Source organism: Burkholderia sp. BCC0506, assembly GCF_902833145.1.
GTDB lineage: Bacteria > Pseudomonadota > Gammaproteobacteria > Burkholderiales > Burkholderiaceae > Burkholderia.
Genome location: NZ_CADFEN010000002.1, coordinates 616,645 through 634,062, shown reverse-complemented (window position 1 = coordinate 634,062; position 17,418 = coordinate 616,645). Strand labels below are relative to the sequence as shown.

The following is a 17,418-nucleotide window of genomic DNA, read 5'->3' as shown; positions in this document are numbered from 1 at the left end:
CAGTATGTGGGTTAGGACTCGGCTCACATGATCATGGAAAAAGCCGGCTCCTATTCACTCCGCATCCGGCAACACTTTTCGGCCAAACGCAATCTCAAACCCGTCCGGTACCGGTTTGAATGGCTTGGTTGGAGAACGGTGGCTGCTCTGAAACTGACGCAGCGCCTGCACGTCGATTTCACCAACCACACAATAGTCGGTCACGCCGCCCTTGACTCGAAGCAGGTCACGTTGCCAACTTTCTTTGAACGGGGCGCGTATCCGGCTGTCACCGTATTGACGGTCGTTGCATTGAATGATGTAGGCGTGCACATCTAGCGCGGCCGACTCTACCAAGGCGTTGAAGGTTTCTATGTCCTGATTCCACTCCGGCACAAACAGCGCATCCACTTTGCCGCGCAAAGCGGCACGATAGCTGATGTTGGTTAGTTCGCTGCAGACCAGTAGCGCAAAGCGCAGATCCCCGTGCTGGAGAACCGGCGGCGTCCGCCAAGCCTTGTCCGGCTTCAACTCTAGTTTGGCAAGGCGCGCTAGCTCCTGCTCCTCGTGTAATGCTGGTCGCTGCTTGTCCTGCCGGTAGATCATCAACGAGGGGAATCCAAGTCCATCGTGTGACAACGCTGCCCACACCTGATTGCGCACCCGCCCTTTGCTAGCATGCAGGTATTCGATGCCCGTGATCAGTGAAATACCACGCCCATGCAACTTGCGTGCGATGCGGATGAACCAGTGTGCCGGCAGGGCAAGCTCAGGAAGTACGAGGTAGCGGCTGTGCTGCGGCTGGGCAATCACCCCATCCAGCAAGCGACACAGCCGCGCGTAGCGCTCAGCATCGGGATCAGGCATACGCATGACCGCCGCCGTCCAGCTCGCCATGCGCGTTTTCCAACTCGACACGGCAATGCCATATCGACGGTGTTGGTGTTTATCCGGGATCTGCAGTACGCCATGCTTGTCGAAGCTCGGCGCCGCGCTGCCTAGATTAAATCCACGCACAGCAAGAACCACAGCTCTCATAGCAGCGTGTTCCGAAACCTCATAGGCTGCCTTGTTTAGAATAAACAGCTCAGGCACGTTGTACGGGCGGGAGGCAAACAGGAATCCATGCGGCAGGCCTTTAAATCGAGTCAACTTGGCAAGTATTTCAATGCCATCAACTAAGTTGTTCGGTAACAACTCGGCAGCGTTAGCACAGTGCGTGGCTGTCTTCTTCGCCGGAATGCCCCGCTGGGCCACCATCTCGCGCGGAAAACCGATGAAGCGGAAAGGCAAGTGTGCTAGATCAAACGCAAACAAACGCGCCTGTTCGGCTTGCAAATCTTTCGGTGACGATAACCAATTTAAAAAAAGAGCACCGACACTCCCTGTCGGGAAATAGTCAGCCATGTGCGCTCGCCACGTTTGCTGACCAACCTTGGACAATTGTGGTGGAAAAGCCGCACTAATGCTTTCTTGCACAGTGGTGTAAAGCTGACCTTGCCACCGGATCGTCATTTCAAGTACGGATGGCAACTGCTCTGCAGGGCAAGCCTTGACACTGAACTCGCAATTCTGTGTTGCTTGCCGACAAAGACGTTCAAGCGCTCGCAAAATCTTGCGCAGGTCTTCAAAGTCTTCGCACGCAGTCGCTAGGCGAATGACCCGTGGCAGGTAAACCGCCAGATCAAAAAATTGTGGCAGTACCAGCACATGCTGAACAAACGCCCGGAAGAAGGCCTTTCGATGGTCTCGCCAAGCATCCGGCGTTAGATCACGTTCATATGCTTCGAAGTCCCGAAGCTTGATGGCAAAACCAGCACGGCGCATTGTCAGTGCATCGGCCTTGCGCAGGTTGTCGGCGGCCTCGCCATCACTTTGCGTTGCGGCAAGTAGGTCAGTACCAACATGGTCAGCAGATCGCGGCAATCTTGGCATGGCGCGCCATTCGCTGGCACGCTCATGGATTTGGTGCGCAATTGCATCCACCAGTGTCTTGCCCGGCTCCCCCGCCAATACAAACACCTTGTTCTTAGAGTTGGAGAAATGGATTTTGCTATCGCTCAGGTAGTCTGGCGCAAAACCAATCTGATTGCGCTCCGCTGGAACTACCCAACCCAACTTGCCGTTAGAACGTGCGAACAGCCACTCCCAGAGTTCGGAGGTTGAGCGGAATCCAGCAACATCCTCAATAACCAGAAGGATGTCGTCCACATATCGACCGTAATATAGCGGCGCACATTGCTGCTCGATAATTCGATCCAACTCGGCCAGCGCGACATTCGCCACAACCGCTGAGGCGGGCAGCCCGACCGGCAACCCCTTCTTCAACGGTGTGACCGCTGCCCACGCGAGTAACGCCCGAATGAACATCCGATGAAGCTTGGCCTGATTGGCATCCATCTCCAACCTCAGCACATCTGTGACAAAGACTGGATTAAGCATGAAGCCGGGATTGAGCTCGTGATAGAACGAGCTAACGTCCGCCGTGAGCGCCACGATCTCTTTGCCGGCATCCAGCGCGCCTCGCATGGTCGCAATGCCATTGTCACGCCAGTCACGAAAGGGCTTCAGGTAGGGTTGGAACGAGCCGAGTGAGAGCTCGTTAATCCTCTTTCCGTCCGTGGTCCGACGTAGCCGATTGCCATAAGCGCAACCGGTCAACTGAGCATCGAACAGGTGGCCCACCTTAAGCATCCACAGCGCTGACAGTACGTGGAAATCAAGACTACATTGCGCCATTACGCGAAACTCGGCTTTGGGCTTTTGCGGCTCTTCGGCTTTCTCCAACAGACTGCAGATAGTTTCCCACTCCTCCACCGGGGAGGAAAAGATCAAACCATTTCCGTGCTTCTCTCGGTACCGATCCCAGCAGGACATGTCGACAGACTTGGTAGCCAAGGTCCAACTGCCGACGAACTCTGGAGTTGTCACCCAAGACTCATCGTCACTATGAATCTTTGCAAGAAGCGCCGTCAGGTTCGCGTGCAGCTCGCCCTCATAATTAGCAATCGCTGCTAGCGACGCGTGCGACGAGTAGTACAAGTCAACTTTGGCTTTTCGGTAGGCCAAGCCGAGGTCATGGAGATTGGTCACTTTCTTTATTTCTTCTTCCAAGGTTCTAGATGATTTTCGATCTAATTGATAGGTATTTGGAGACGCTCGAAGAATGCGCGATTACGCTTCTTTGCATCGTTAAGGATCTTGTCGTACGACACGATTTCTATATAGCAGCCCTGCGCTTGGTGATACTTGAAAAATCCTTCATTGTCAGGCGTTTTGACGAAGTCGTGGTTGTCAGCAATAGCCTTAATACGCGGCGTCAAGCTGCAAAGGATGTATGCATAGAATGGGATAGAACCAACGTTGATGGTCTTACCATCCTTGTCCTTAGCCTGCCCATCCTTGATTTTTCTGACATAGCGCAAAACCTGCTCCACCGGGTTCTCGTCCTTTGCAGGGTACTCGTTGCGCTCAGGTCGCTTAAACTCTACGACAACCACTGACTGGTACGGACTCTTTGTCTCGGAGAAAGCTCGCGCCGTATTGAAGATGGCCAAGTCGGGTTCATCGCCACCATTGGCATTCACAGCTTTCAATCGCGTCATCGGAAGATCGGACGCTAGGTACGAATGGTAAGCCAAACGTTCGTCAACGACCCACAGATTTTGCCGAGAGAACTCGACATCTTCGGAATCGGCCTGCATCGGATAGATGAGACTGTGCACGAGGTCCTCGCGTGCGTAAGACCCCGACTCTTGTACCTTGAGCGCGGTTTCCAGCATTTCCAAAATGGTGCGCCGATGGACAACGTACTTGGCAAGAGCAGCCTTCCCAAGTTCGTTCTCCTCGTCGAGAAATTGTTGATACAGGGCCGCGTACTCAGGTGAGCCAGCTACAGTGTCCATCGGCGTCTTTTTAATATCGGCCGCGCGCTGTCGGTGCTCCAGCTCGATGTCCTTCTGCGCCTTATATAGCTCAATATCGAGTTGATCCTTCGACACATTTATTGGAATGCGTTCCAGCTTATCCCGATAACGCTCTTGCAGTTGGAACCGGTACTGTGGTGCGTCCTGATGAATGAAGGTTTCGATAAGCTGACGCTTCTCTTCGCGCAGTTGAGTCGTGTACGGTTCAGCCACCTGCTTGAGCGCCTTCACGACTTCGGCATCAAGCTCTTCACGCGTCATCTCTCCCGGGAAATCCAGATCGGTTTCCTGCAGAAACATGAAGGTCGTGCGCTCAGCACTCACCTTGGCGTCAAGGTACGGAGCGGCAACGTAAGTGCGGAAAACAAATTGCTCACCTTGATCGTCAGTCAGGCGTCCTTGAAGGTCGGGTATTGCCTTGCTTGCCTTCCATTCCAGCACTTCACGTTGGTTCGCACAGTATGAGACGGTGTGGTTCTTCGCCGCGCTAGACTGGTAACGCAGGACGGTCACCTTGAAGGCGTGCCCCTTGAGTTCGAACGTCACCTCCTGTGCCCGCTCCTTCGCCTCCTCTGCAAAAATATAGTTCAGATTGCAAGACTGCCCATCCGCGTCGTGGAGAAAGATTTGCGGACAGCGACCGCCTACGAAGTGGATGAGCAGATGGTCGATAACCTTGTGGGCGATAGTTTCGAGTGATTTCGGGAAGTGCTTTTCGTATTCGGCGCGCAAACCGGTGAGCTTTACCGAAGTCCGCCGCTCCTTCGCCTCAGCTTCGTTGACCTCTTCTCCCTCAACTCCTTCTGTCGTTACGACGAATCGGAAGGTCCGGCGCATCCAGTGATTGTCATCTTGGCAGTATGTACTATCGATGGCTGCCTGGTTAAACACTTTGAGCCAAGTGAAGCGTCCAATACCCTTGTTTCCTCGAGTTACCTTGCGGGTCGAGTCGGAAAGGAAGAACGCACGAACGTTACCATCATTGAAACCAGAACCGTTATCGACGATGGTAATGTCCCTTATTGAAGCTAAGACCGTTTCCTCGCTGCCAACCAGCGCCACTTGGCGGGCCTCTCGCTCAAGATACACGTCGATACGACCATCGCCTGTACCACTCTCCTCTATTGCCTCAATGGAGTTCACTAGGCACTCGAAGAGCGGGACAAGCGGTTGCGTAACGGGCAACTGGAGGTTGCGTATTCGTCCAACGATGTCTACCTGCATGGCTTGCCCCCGCTCTCCAGTCTTCTGGAAATTAGCTACTCACACAACTTTTCAAGAGTAACCGATTTTAATCGGAACCGTAGGAAATGAATGACAGACATCAGTCTCGACATCGAAACGTCGTGATCGTGTAATACAGATTGCTATACAGCTGACGAGTTCGCGGTCACAATCCAGTGAATTCTCTGCACAAACTAAGACATGACGTCCATCCTCTATTGAACAACTTCATCCACCCTCACCTGCGCCCCTGACACAATCCGCGAGTAGCCTTTCTGCACAGGCAAAAATTTTGCAAAACAATGCTGCTGTTTTTCTTCTGCCACCCGCCCCACAAGCCGCAATCCCCGGCACCGCTACCTCCTGCCTGAGGACATAAACCGTCTCCCCTTGCTCGATAGAGACAGCCAACATATTCGACCCTTCCGGTGCGCGATCGTGGCTTTCCCGAGCAGCAGCGCCTTCACCACCGCATCAGCCAGTTTCCGGCTCACGGGCAGTTCGGCAAACCGATACGCCGCCGCATAATCAGCGAACACATCCGTATAAAAGGCCTCGTTATCGAAGATAACGGCAACATCATCCATGGACTTGATCCCCGCATCTGCCCTTTTCACCCAAGCCTTCGAAAGCGGGACCGTCGCAACGAGCAAATTGACATTTCCGTCATCCAACTTTAAGAATAGCCCATCGGCCCAGGCGTCATCCCGTCATCGGCGAGAACGCTTTGCACGTTACCCCTAACCCTCGCAGAAAACCCTTTCACCCTGACCGCCCCAACGAACTTAACCAACCTTGCGTTCACCTCGGCCGCAGCCCTCTCCCGATAAGCCAGATAAGAATCCATCGGCAACCAGACAGCCTTCGCCTGCACCGCCGCCATGATGGCGACAGGCACCACCACTCCCACTCCAACCCTCAATCTGGAAATGCATTTCATTTTTATAAACGTCACCGAATCCCGCGCCGACAAGCAAAAACGGCCACCGTGACGCCACGGCAGCCGACCTCATAAGCAATTTCAAGAAAAAATCAACCCTTACTCATCCACCTTAAAAGCCGCCACCAGTTTGGTCAATTCCGCCGCCTGCTGCTTCAAACTCTCCGCGGCTGCCGCGCTTTCCTCGACCAAAGCCGCATTCTGCTGCGTCATCTGATCCAAAGACTGCACCGCATCCCCGATCTGATCGATCCCGGCACTCTGCTCCAGGCTAGCCTCCGCAATCTCGCTCATCATCGCGCTAACACCCTGAACCTGCGCAACAACATCGCTCATCACCTTCCCCGCTTCACTAACGAGCCGCGACCCGGCACCCACCGTCCCCGCGCTGTGCTCGATCAGCGATTTGATCTCCTTCGCCGCCTGCGCACTACGCTGCGCCAGATTCCGCACTTCCGAAGCGACAACAGCAAACCCACGCCCCTGCTCCCCCGCCCGCGCCGCCTCCACCGCGGCATTCAGCGCCAGAATATTCGTCTGAAACGAAATACTGTCGATCATCACGATGATCTCGGAAATCCGTTGCGAAGCGTCACTGATCTGCTCCATCGTCGTCACGACCTCGCCCACCACCTGCCCGCCGCGCGCCGCCGTATCCGCCGCGCCATTGATCATCTTCGCCGCGGTAGTCGCCGTTTCGGTGTTGTTGCGCACCACGGCCGTGATCTCTTCCATCGACGAAGCCGTCCGCTCCAGGTTGCTCGACTGCCCTTCGGTGCGTTCGCTGAGATCCGCATTCCCCGAAGCAATCTGCGCCGACCCCGTCGCAATCGAAGCCGAAGCCGCACGAATCCGATGAACGAGCGTCGACAGCGACGACACGAACCGGTTGAACGCATCCGACAGTTGCCCGATCTCGTCTTCGCTCTCCACAGCCATGCGGCGCGTCAAATCGCCCTGCCCGCTGGCAATCTCCGACAGCAGCGTAGCCGCCCGACGAATCGGCGCGGCAATCGCGCGCCCCACCAGCCAGATCACGAACAACGCAACCCCAAGCCCCACCACCGCCGCCACCAACGCCGCACTGCGAATCGCACGCGTCACCGGCCCGAGCAGTTCGGCCTGCGGCACCTGAACGACCACATACGCATTCAGCTCAGGAATAAACGACGTCGCGATGAAGCGCGCGCCGCCATCACCCTCGTAGCTCAGATACGCATACGGCTTACCCGCAAGCAACGTGGACGACGCATCCCCCGGCAGCCCCGGTTCATCCTTCAGAAAATGCTTGCCGTCGATCAGTGACGTATCGCGATGCATCATGATCGCGCCGTCGGGGCGCACGAGATACGCAAACCCGGTCTCGCCGATCCGGTAAGCCGAAATACCCTTCGCGAGCGCATCGACGGACAGGCTCATGCACGCCGCGCCGATCGGCACGCCGTCGAGTTCCACGCGGCTGTTGATGAACATCATGTAACCGCCGACGGTCACCTCGCGATCCATGTTCACCTCGAACGCCTTGCCGGACGACAGGAAGCTCGTTAGCCACTGATCCTGATCGGTCACCTTCCGCTGCAGGCCGGCTTCGTTGTAGTAGTTGCCGCTCTTCACCGACACCCACTGCACGGACGCAGCCTTCTGCTCGTCCTTCACGTTCTTCGCGAGCTGGATCCAGTTGCGCGTGCCGGCATCGGGTTCGCCGTCGGCTTCCCATTGCAGCAGGAACGCATCGCGCGCCAGAATGCGAGACGCGGCGATCGGGCCGGCCATCTGGCGCTGCACGTCGGCGCGGATGCCGTTCACGGCGGTCGGCAGTTCTTCGTGGACGACGCGCTCCCGCACCGCGTTGCCGATCAGACGAACGCTGAGCCCGCTCGAAATCGCGACGAACACGAGCAGGCAACTCGTCATGCTGAGAATCAGCTTGTTCTGAATGGAAAGCTTGCGCCAGAAATGCATGGGGAACCCTCGATAACCGCTCGGTCTGAGCCAGATTGGGTTATCGGCATGCACGCGCAGAACCGCATCGCTGATTTCAGATAGCGATCATTCGAGATTCGTTATGTTGTTAAAGAGCGGGCATATGCGGCCGCCTATATGCACGGCGAACAACGCAAATACAAAGCGCTGATCAGTAAGCAACGAAGATCGTGACACGCCGGTTGCGCGCTCTCGAACCAGCATCGTCGCCCGCGACGAGCGGCTGCGTATCGGCCCGCCCGATCGCCGCCAGCCGATGCGGCGCGACCCCGCGCTCGGTCAGATAGCGCACCACACTCCCCGCACGCGCCGACGAAAGCTCCCAGTTCGATTCGTATTTCGCGTTCGCGATCGGCACGCTGTCGGTGTGGCCTTCGACGAGGATGTCGCCCGTCGCATGCGCGCTCAATGCCTGCGCGATTTGGTTCAGCACCGGCGACGAATCGGCCAGCAAACGCGCATCGCCAACGTTGAACAGAATCTTCGCGTCGATACCGATCTCGACGCCATGCGGCGCCTTCACCAGCGAAATGCGTCCATTCGACTTCAACGAATCGAGCAACGCGAGCCACGGCGGCGCAGGGTCGGACTTCGCGGTATCGATGGCAGCGGCCGTCGCACCACCCGCCTGCCGCGCAAGCGTCTGATACCGCGCATCGAGCGCGTTGTATTTCGCGAGCTGAAGCACGTACAGCGCGAGAAACAGCACCATCAGCGTCGTGATGAGATCCGCGTACGAAATCAGCCAGCGCCCCGACTGCGCGCCTTCGAGTTCATCATCGTCGCGATCGGCGGCGGATGCGCCGTCAGTTCGAGCAGTCATGCCGTCGGGAATCCGGGTTCGTCATACAAGCGCGCGAACATCACGCCAGCGACTCCGCCGCTCGCCCGCGCACATCGCCAGTCAACCGCGTCTCGATCGTATGCGGCGACTCCTTGCGCGAAATCGCGAGCAAGCCGTCGAGATACAGCTTGCGGAACCGCATCTCGCTGTCGATCTGCGCGCGCAGCTTGCCGTACAGCGGCAGGAACACGAGGTTCGCGAACGCGAGCCCGTACAGCGTCGCGACGAACGCCACCGCGATGCCCGGCCCAAGCTGCGCCGGTTCGAGAATATGGCTCGTCACCTGCACGAGCCCGAGCACCGAGCCGAGAATGCCGAACGTCGGCGCATAGCCGCCGGCCTGCTGCCACACGCGCACGGCGGCGAGTCGGCTGCGTTCGTACGCATCGAGTTCGCGCTGCAACGCATCTTCGAGCACGGCGGTCGACACACCGTTCGCCAGCAGTTCGAGCCCGCGTCGCGCGAACGGATGAATGCCGCTCACGTCCATCGATTCGAATGCGAGCAGCCCGTCGAGCTTCGCGCGGTCGCCCCATTCGAGCAGGTCGGACAGGTTCTTGCGATCGACTTCGCGTGCGCGCACGAACGCGAGCCGCAACTGCTTCACCGCGTCGAAGAAACGCGCCCATGTGTTCTGGATCATCACCGCGCCGAGCGTGCCGCCGAGCACGATCACGAGCGCCTCGAACTGGAACAGCATCGAGAAATGCCCGCCTTCCAGCGCGAACCCGAACACGATCGCCGCGCCGCCCAGCACCACCCCGACCAGGGTCAACAGATCCATACGCCTCCCCGTATCACGCGTCCGACGACGATGCCGGCACACCGGACGCCACGCCCGCCGCAGGCGCCTTCGCCGCGCGTACGGCCTCCAGCACGCGCTGCTCGATGTCCTCGATCTCGACCGGATCGACCTTGAGTTCGCGGCGCATCACCCACGACACCTCGTTGCGTCGCGCCTCGGTCATCACGGAAAACAGCTTGTCGGCCACCGCGCGATCGTCGAGGTTCGCGATCAGCTTCGCGAGATCGTAAGTATCGAACGCGCTGACCACGTCGAACAGCGTGCGCGGGTCGATCCACACGAGATCCTCGAGCGCGCGTACGTCGCCGCCGCGGCGCGCGTTGCGTCGCGAGAAATACGCGACGCCCTTTTGCTCGACGTAGCTGAGCACCTTCGATTTGCGGAACGCGAACACTTCTTCCGCGATCTCGCCGTTCGACAGCTTGTTGAGCAGCAGCGTCTTGTCGACGCCGATCAGCGATTCGAGATCGGCCAGTTCGATGAGTTCGAGTTCGCTGTTGATCGACAGGTCGAGATCGTGATCGGCCACCTGTTGCGCGCGGTCGACCACGCGTGCGGCGTCGAACGTGACGACCTGGCGCGCATCCGACGAAGCCGCGTAGTCGGTCGTGCCGCCGGCACCGTCGCCCTGCGCGGCCTCGATCGTGACGAGGTTGAGCTTCTCCATGCGCCGCAGCATCGCGAGCACGTGCGGGCGCGAATGGCCGGCAATCGCACGGCATTTGCGGATCACTTCGGCGAGCGGCACCGAGGTTTCGGTCGCATGCGCCTGCATCGGCCGGCGCGTCCACGTGTCGCCCGATTCGCGCGTGTCGGCGCCGGCCATCAGCGACAGCACGTGCGCATACGACAGCACGCCCGGCATGAAGTCGGCATGCGTATAGGTCGCCAGTTGGTCGTCCTTGCGCTTCACGCGGCGGATCATCGTGCGCACGATATGGCGCAGCAGCGCGGACACGCGCTCGATTTCCTCGTCGAGCATGGCGACCGGCACGACCGTGAGCTGACAGAAAGAAAGCGCCTTCGCGGTATGCGCGCGCGGTTCGGCGGCGAGCAGCGCCGATTCGCCGAAGAATTCGCCACGGCCGAGCGTCGCGACGATCACGCGCTTGTCGTCGCAGCGCGTGGAGAGCTCGACCTTGCCGTCGGCAATCAGAAAGATGACGGGCTCGCCCGCGAAGCCCTCCGAGTAAATAATTTCTCCGGGTGCCGCGGTACGCGTCCACGATTGCTGACGATTCAAGTCGATTCCCCTGCTGCGCTGGTTGTTGCGGACTGCGCGTCGCATGTCTGAAGCATGCGATCACGAGTCGTCCCCGTGACTCGTTTACGTCATCGTGCGCAACATCCTTTAGGGCATTCGTTCTCGTTTCGAACCGGAATCAAGGTAAAACGTTTGCGGATCGCGCGGGCGCATCGAGCGTTCGTTTCGCCCGCGGCGTATGTAGTGAAATTGAAAGCGCGCCGCGATCGCACGCGGCGGGTCAGAACTCCATGTCGAGTTCGTCGATGTCTTCGTGCTCGGCCTTCGCCGCGTCGATCCACTCGGCGACGAACGGATGCGCGAGGACGCGCATGCAGTACTCGGCAACGTCCGGTTCGAGTTTCACGTCGTAGGTCAGGAAGCGCGTGACGACCGGCGCATACATCGCGTCGGCGATGCCGATCTCCGTACCGAACAGCCAGGGGCCGCCGTACTCGGCCAGGCACTCGCGCCAGATCGTCACGATCCGCTCGATGTCGTGCTGCGCGCGCGACCAGATCCGGAAGCCGGGGAAATGCCCGCGCAGGTTCATCGGCAGCGCGGATCGCAGTGCGCTGAAGCCGGAATGCATTTCGCCGCAGATCGACCGGCAATGCGCGCGCGCATGCCGGTCGTCGGGCAGCAGCCGCGCCTGCGGGCGGATCTCGTTCAGGTATTCGGCGATCGCGAGCGTGTCCCACACCGCGTTGCCGTCGTGCGTCAGGCACGGCACGAGAATCGACGGCGACAGCAGCAGCAGCTCCGCGCGCGACGTCGCATCGATCGGCACGCTGATCGTCTCGAACGCGAGCCCGCTCAGCTTCGCGAGCAGCCAGCCGCGCATCGACCACGATGAGTAATTGCGGCTGCTGATGGTCAGCGTCGTCCGTGCGTTGGATTCCATGTCGCTCCCTCCTGCTGAATGTCGTTCGTGCCCCTGCACCGTAAACGGACGCGCCGCATGACCGCCCGCACCACGCCTGTGCGGTCCGTTCGCCGAACTGGCGCAACGTCGCACGGCATCCCGGCACGTGTCGCACGCCCGACCGGCAAGGCGGCGCATCGCCTTCGCCCCTGCGTCATCACGCCCAGCGTGTGTCGCCACGCTCCCGAACCGCTGCAACGCGCGTGCCAGCCTCACGCTGGCATACGGCTTGCCTCGTTCCTTGCAATGCGGCGTCACGAGCGACGGTCATGAACCTGCTTGCCTATCCGTTTTATCAATGGTCTGCGGAATGCCTGCGCCCGGCGCGTGCATGGGCCGCCGCCACCCGCGCGACGATGTCGCTGTGGCCGCCGGCGACATCGACGCCGACCGGCCGCATGGTCGACGCGCTGTGCGAACTGCTCGAATGCTGCGCGTTCTCGCACCGGCGTCCGCCGTTCGGAATCGCGTCGGTCGTCGTCGACGATGAAACGGTGCCGATCGTCGAGGAAGCGGCGGCGGTCACGCCGTTCGCGACACTGCTGCATTTCCGCAAGGCGCGGCCGGTCGCGCGCCAGCCGCGCGTGCTGATCGTCGCGCCGATGTCCGGGCACTTCGCGACGCTGCTGCGCGGCACGGTGCGCACGATGCTGGCCGATCACGACGTGTACATCACCGACTGGCACAACCCGCGCGACATCCCGCTGGCGGCCGGACGCTTCGGTTTCGACGAGTACGTCACGCACGTGATCGACTTCATCCGCCACATCGGCCCGGACGCTCACGTGCTGGCGATCTGCCAGCCGACCGTCGCGTCACTGGCAGCCGTCTCGCTGATGGCGGCCGGCGGCGATCCCGCGCAGCCCGCGAGTCTCACGTTGATGGCCGGCCCGATCGACTGCCGCGTGAATCCGACGAAGGTCAACGAACTCGCGACGAGCCAGCCGATCGAATGGTTCGCACGCAACCTGATCAGCGTGGTGCCGGCGGGCTTCGTCGGCGCGCAGCGCTGCGTGTATCCGGGCTTCGTGCAGGTCGGCGCGTTCATGTCGATGAACCCGGACCGGCATGCGGCGTCGTTCGCCGATCTGTACTACGAACGCGCGAAAGGCGACCCCGCGAAAGCCGACACGTTGCGGCGCTTCTACGACGAATATTTCGCGACGGCCGACCTCACCGCGGAGTTCTATCTGGAAACGGTCGAGAAGGTGTTCCAGCAGTACGCACTGGCACGCGGCGAGCTGACGGTGGGCGACACGCTCGTCGAACCGGCGGCGATTCATCGCACCGCGCTGTTGACGGTCGAAGGCGAGAAGGACGATATCTGCGCAGTGGGCCAGACGGTGGCCGCGCAGGAACTGTGTTCGGGGTTGCCGTCGTACCTGAAAACGCACCATGTACAGACGGGCGTGGGGCACTACGGCGTGTTCAACGGCAGCCGGTGGGAAACGCAGATCTATCCGATCGTGCGGGCGACGATCCACGACAACGAGCCGTACGATCGCACCGCGGATGCGCCAGGCGACACGAGCGGCAGCCACTACGTCACGCTGCGCGCGCTGCTCGATGCGCGCGCCGCCGGGATCGAGGCGGCGACTGAAGCGTAACCGGGTCACGCGCACTGAACGCGGCTGGCCACACAGTGAATCGCCCCGCCGAAGAGGCGGGGCGACGTTTGCTGCAGCATGGGACGACGCGCGAGCGAAACGGCTCGCGCGCCGGGCCGGCTCGTTACGAGCAAGCCTTGCCGTGCGACGCGTGGTAGCCCTTCGCCTTCGCGTCGGCTTCCGACATGTAGCTGCCGTGCTTCGTCTTGCCGTAGTACTTGTCGGTCGAGCAGTGATAGACCTTCGTGCTGTCGTTCGCCCACACCTTGCCCGCGCCGCCGCCCGGCGCCGCGGCCGTCGTGGCGGCGCTCTTCGCGCCCGCGGCGCCCGATGCCGGTGCAGCGGAAGCCGCCGTTGCAGGCGCCGCGGCCGGTGCGCTCGCGGCGGCGGCGGCCGATGCGCCGTACCACGTCTTCACGCCCTTGTGGCCGGCGCATGCGCCCTTCTTCGATGCGCCCGAGTAGAACGAACCGTCCTTGCACAGCCCGGTCGTGCCGGCCGGCGCGCTGGCCGGCACCTGCGCGAACGCACCGATCGACACACCCATGCCGGCGACCAGCGCGGCGATCAACATCGTTTTTTTCATGGTCCTCTCCTGATTTGCCTGAATGATGAAAGCGTCCGGGGCATTCCCGGAAACAACCACGGTTACCGCACCCAGCGGCACACGCGGTGGTGGTGATGATCGAAGTGGCACACGCGGTGCGAATGCGCTTCGGCCAGTGCCGGCACGAGCACGGCGCAAGCCAGTGCGGTAGCCGTCAGGATCTTCGCGATGCGGTTCATGGTGAAACTCTCCCGGATAGGCCAGCCGGTAATCCGGCCGGTACCTCCTTAACGCCGGTCGACGACAGGCCGTGCACCGCGCCCACGTGCAATTGACGATCTTTGACATCGCATCGCCAATCGACGGCCGAAGCTGACGAATCTCTTTCTTTTCTTTCCGGTTGTTCAGCTTCGCGATCGTTTGGAATTCGAAAGAATGTGTCGAAGCGGACAACACACGGCATGTCGCGGATGTCGGCGGGGCAATAAAAAACCGCCTGCATGCAGGCGGTTCGTCGAAAGCGCACACCCAACCGGCCAGCTACGCACCGGCCTCGGCCCAAGGCGTCGGCTGCGGTACCGCGCACGGCCCTTCGACGTCGATCGATTTGAAGTCGGCGGGCCCGACGATCTCCAGGTATTCCATGTCCGGCGAGTAATCGAACAGGTAGTGGACGATCCCCGGCGCCTGGTGCACGCAGTCGCCGGCCGCCACCAGCGTTTCCTGTTCGCCGTACATGAAACGCGCCCAGCCCTTCAGCATGATCACGATATGGAACTCGGCCTCGTGACGGTGCCAGCCGGTGCCCGCCTCCGGTGCATGATTGGCTCTGACGAGTTGCGCGACGACCTTGCCGTTCGTCGCGGCGGCGATGCCAAGATCGCGGTACAGGAAGAAGTCGCGCAGGCCTTCGCCTTGATAGGCGGTGTCCTGCGGCTTCACGTGGGAAAAAGCGGTAGTGGTCGGCGTGCTCATCGCGGTGCTCCTTCATCGAAAGGATCACGGGAGACAAGCATTTAGCGTTCCAGTTTTGCGGCGGTACGACACCGTGCGCATACTTACTTCAACCGCCCCGACAGAAACTGCCCGAGCCGCTCGCTCTTCGGATTCACGAGAATCTGCTGCGGATCGCCTTCTTCCTCGATCTTCCCCTGATGCAGGAAGATCACGTGATTCGACACGTTGCGCGCGAAGCCCATCTCGTGCGTGACGACGACCATCGTGCGGCCTTCCTCGGCGAGCTTCTGCATCACCTTCAACACTTCGCCCACCAGCTCCGGATCGAGCGCCGACGTCGGCTCGTCGAACAGCATCACTTCCGGCTCCATCGCGAGCGCGCGCGCGATCGCGACGCGCTGCTGCTGGCCGCCCGACAGGTGCGACGGATACATGCCCTCGACGCGCGGCGCGAGCCCCACCTTCTCCAGATACTTGCGCGCCCGCGCGATCGCTTCGTCCTTGCCGATCCCGAGCACGGCCATCGGCGCCTCGATCACGTTCTCGAGCACCGTCATGTGCGCCCACAGGTTGAAGTGCTGGAACACCATCGACAGCTTCGTGCGCATGCGCTGCAACTGCTTCTGGTCGGCCACGCGCAGCGAACCGTTGCGGTCGCGCGCGGTCTGGATCGGCTCGCTGCCGATCGTGATCTGCCCCGAACACGGCTGTTCGAGGAAGTTGATGCAGCGCAGGAACGTGCTCTTGCCGGAGCCGCTCGAGCCGATGATGCTGATCACGTCGCCGGCCTTCGCCTTCAGCGACACGCCCTTCAACACCTCGTTGTCGCCGAATTTCTTGTGCAGGTTGTCAACGGTAAGCTTGTACATGCGGGGTCCTTCGTTGCGGATCGTGCGAATGCGTTAATGGCTGCGCGGCGAGAGATATGCGAGCCAGCGCGTCTCGAGCTTGCGGAACGCCCAGATGAGCGCGAACACGACGACGGCGTACAGCACGGCCGCGATGCCGTAGGCCTGGAACGACATGTAGGTTGCCGAATTGACGTCGCGCGTGACCTTCAGGATGTCGGGCACCGTCGCGGTGAACGCGAGCGTCGTCGCGTGCAGCATCAGGATCACCTCGTTGCTGTAGCTCGGCAGCGAGCGGCGCAGCGCGGACGGCAGGATGATGCGCGTATGGAGCTTGAAGCGCGACATCCCGTACGCCATTCCGGCCTCGATCTCGCCGGCCGACGTCGCCTTGATCGCACCTGCGAAGATCTCCGTCGCATACGCGCATTCGTTCAGCACGAACGCGAGCAGCGTGCAGTTCATCGCGTTACGGAAGAACGTGTCGAGCAGCACGTGGTCGTGCACGACCTGCAGGCTGTAGATGCCCGTGTAGCACATCAGCAGTTGCACGTAGAGCGGCGTGCCGCGGAACACGTACGTATAGAGCCACACGGGGCCGGAAATCCAGCGGTTCGACGACGCCCGCGCGATCGCGAGCGGCACGGCGAGCGCGAACCCGAGCGCGATCGACACGACCAGCAGCCACAGCGTGATCGCGAGGCCGCTGAAGCGGTAGCCGTCGGAATAGAGATAGTTTTGCCAGTACTGGCTGACGAGTTCGATCACAGTGCGAGCCTCCGGACGCCGACGGAATACCGCTTCTCGAGGTGATGCAGCACGACGTTGGACACCGTCGTGATCGCGAGGTAGATCGCGCCGGCAGCCAGCGTGAAGAAGAAGAAATCGAGCGTGCTCTTGCCCGCATCCTGCGACGCCTTCACGACGTCGGCGAGGCCGATGATCGACACGAGCGCGGTAGCCTTCACGAGCACCTGCCAGTTGTTGCCGATGCCCGGCAGCGCGAAGCGCATCATCTGCGGGAACAGGATGCGGTGAAACACGCGCCAGCCGCTCATCCCGTACGCGAAGCCGGCTTCGAGCTGGCCGCGCGGCACCGCGAGGAACGCGCCGCGAAAGGTCTCGGTGAAGTACGCGCCGTAGATGAAGCCGAGTGTGACGACACCGGCCACGAACGGGTCGATGTCGATCTGGTCCCAGCCGATCAGGTCGGTCACCTCGTTGAGCAGGATCTGGATCCCGTAGAACAGCAGCAGCATCAGCACGAGATCGGGCACCGCGCGGATCAGCGTCGTGTAGAACGTGCCGACCGACCTGAGCGCGCGGTTGGCCGACAGTTTCGCGGCCGCGCCCGCGAGGCCCAGTATCAGCGACGCGGCGAGCGACAGCACCGCGAGCTTCACGGTCTCGACCGTGCCGGCCCACAGCAGCGGGCCAAATCCTTGGAAGATCATGTCAGGGATCCAGAACGATGTGGCTGGATTGTCGATAGCCATTAAGCGCGCATCAAACGAGTTCTGCGCACGACGTGATGCCGTCCGCTCATCAACTCGGACGCATCATGCGAAGCCTGGCGGCACCCGGTAACCG

At 60.8% G+C, this 17,418-nt stretch carries 15 protein-coding genes; 1 reads left to right on the top strand and 14 read right to left on the bottom strand.

The window, feature by feature from the left end; all coding sequences use genetic code 11:
* Positions 1-54: 54 nt before the first annotated feature.
* From HWX62_RS06785 to HWX62_RS06750, 8 genes are all read right to left on the bottom strand, one after another.
* The gene (locus tag HWX62_RS06785) at positions 55-3,072 is read right to left on the bottom strand and encodes an RNA-directed DNA polymerase (protein WP_175985113.1); all 3,018 of its coding nucleotides are present in this window, start codon (positions 3,070-3,072) and stop codon (positions 55-57) included.
* Between the two features lie 41 nt (positions 3,073-3,113).
* Positions 3,114-5,048: a hypothetical protein gene (locus HWX62_RS06780; RefSeq protein ID WP_175931845.1), complete on the bottom strand. Its 1,935-nt coding sequence runs from the start codon at positions 5,046-5,048 to the stop codon at positions 3,114-3,116.
* A gap of 437 nt (positions 5,049-5,485) precedes the next feature.
* Entirely contained in the window at positions 5,486-5,716 is a 231-nt protein-coding gene (locus HWX62_RS33025) for a hypothetical protein (protein ID WP_244135987.1), read from the bottom strand.
* A gap of 452 nt (positions 5,717-6,168) precedes the next feature.
* Positions 6,169-8,031 (bottom strand): methyl-accepting chemotaxis protein, encoded by a 1,863-nt coding sequence (locus HWX62_RS06770; RefSeq protein WP_175931846.1) that lies wholly within the window; start codon positions 8,029-8,031, stop codon positions 6,169-6,171.
* Positions 8,032-8,203: 172 nt separating this feature from the next.
* Complete coding sequence (locus HWX62_RS06765; protein WP_175931847.1) at positions 8,204-8,875, bottom strand: OmpA family protein; 672 nt, start codon at positions 8,873-8,875, stop codon at positions 8,204-8,206.
* 40 nt (positions 8,876-8,915) lie between these two features.
* Entirely contained in the window at positions 8,916-9,680 is a 765-nt protein-coding gene (locus HWX62_RS06760) for a flagellar motor protein (RefSeq protein WP_006484340.1), read from the bottom strand.
* Positions 9,681-9,693: 13 nt separating this feature from the next.
* Positions 9,694-10,944 carry a cyclic nucleotide-binding domain-containing protein gene (locus HWX62_RS06755; RefSeq protein ID WP_175931848.1) on the bottom strand — a complete coding sequence of 417 codons (1,251 nt, stop codon included), beginning with the start codon at positions 10,942-10,944 and terminating at the stop codon, positions 9,694-9,696.
* A gap of 241 nt (positions 10,945-11,185) precedes the next feature.
* Positions 11,186-11,848 carry a glutathione S-transferase family protein gene (locus HWX62_RS06750; protein WP_175931849.1) on the bottom strand — a complete coding sequence of 221 codons (663 nt, stop codon included), beginning with the start codon at positions 11,846-11,848 and terminating at the stop codon, positions 11,186-11,188.
* A 290-nt stretch (positions 11,849-12,138) separates the two neighbouring features.
* Here HWX62_RS06750 and phaZ point away from each other — a divergent pair, with 290 nt between their 5' ends.
* Positions 12,139-13,476 carry a polyhydroxyalkanoate depolymerase gene (gene phaZ / locus HWX62_RS06745; protein ID WP_175931850.1) on the top strand — a complete coding sequence of 446 codons (1,338 nt, stop codon included), beginning with the start codon at positions 12,139-12,141 and terminating at the stop codon, positions 13,474-13,476.
* A gap of 124 nt (positions 13,477-13,600) precedes the next feature.
* Here the strand turns inward: phaZ and HWX62_RS06740 are convergent, their stop codons facing one another.
* From HWX62_RS06740 to HWX62_RS06715, 6 genes are all read right to left on the bottom strand, one after another.
* Positions 13,601-14,062, bottom strand: a complete 462-nt coding sequence (locus HWX62_RS06740) for a hypothetical protein (RefSeq protein ID WP_175931851.1) — start codon at positions 14,060-14,062, stop codon at positions 13,601-13,603.
* A 62-nt stretch (positions 14,063-14,124) separates the two neighbouring features.
* The gene (locus HWX62_RS06735; protein WP_006488624.1) at positions 14,125-14,262 is read right to left on the bottom strand and encodes an HHHH-motif protein; all 138 of its coding nucleotides are present in this window, start codon (positions 14,260-14,262) and stop codon (positions 14,125-14,127) included.
* 301 nt (positions 14,263-14,563) lie between these two features.
* A complete protein-coding gene (locus HWX62_RS06730; RefSeq protein WP_113045491.1) occupies positions 14,564-14,998 on the bottom strand; it encodes a cupin domain-containing protein in 435 nt (144 codons plus the stop codon).
* 83 nt (positions 14,999-15,081) lie between these two features.
* Positions 15,082-15,849 carry an ATP-binding cassette domain-containing protein gene (locus HWX62_RS06725; protein WP_175931852.1) on the bottom strand — a complete coding sequence of 256 codons (768 nt, stop codon included), beginning with the start codon at positions 15,847-15,849 and terminating at the stop codon, positions 15,082-15,084.
* Between the two features lie 33 nt (positions 15,850-15,882).
* On the bottom strand, positions 15,883-16,596 hold the full coding sequence (locus tag HWX62_RS06720; protein ID WP_175931853.1) for an ABC transporter permease: 714 nt from the start codon (positions 16,594-16,596) through the stop codon (positions 15,883-15,885).
* Positions 16,593-17,282, bottom strand: a complete 690-nt coding sequence (locus HWX62_RS06715) for an ABC transporter permease (RefSeq protein ID WP_175931854.1) — start codon at positions 17,280-17,282, stop codon at positions 16,593-16,595. Before HWX62_RS06715 ends, HWX62_RS06720 begins: the two co-directional genes overlap by 4 nt.
* Positions 17,283-17,418 lie beyond the last annotated feature (136 nt).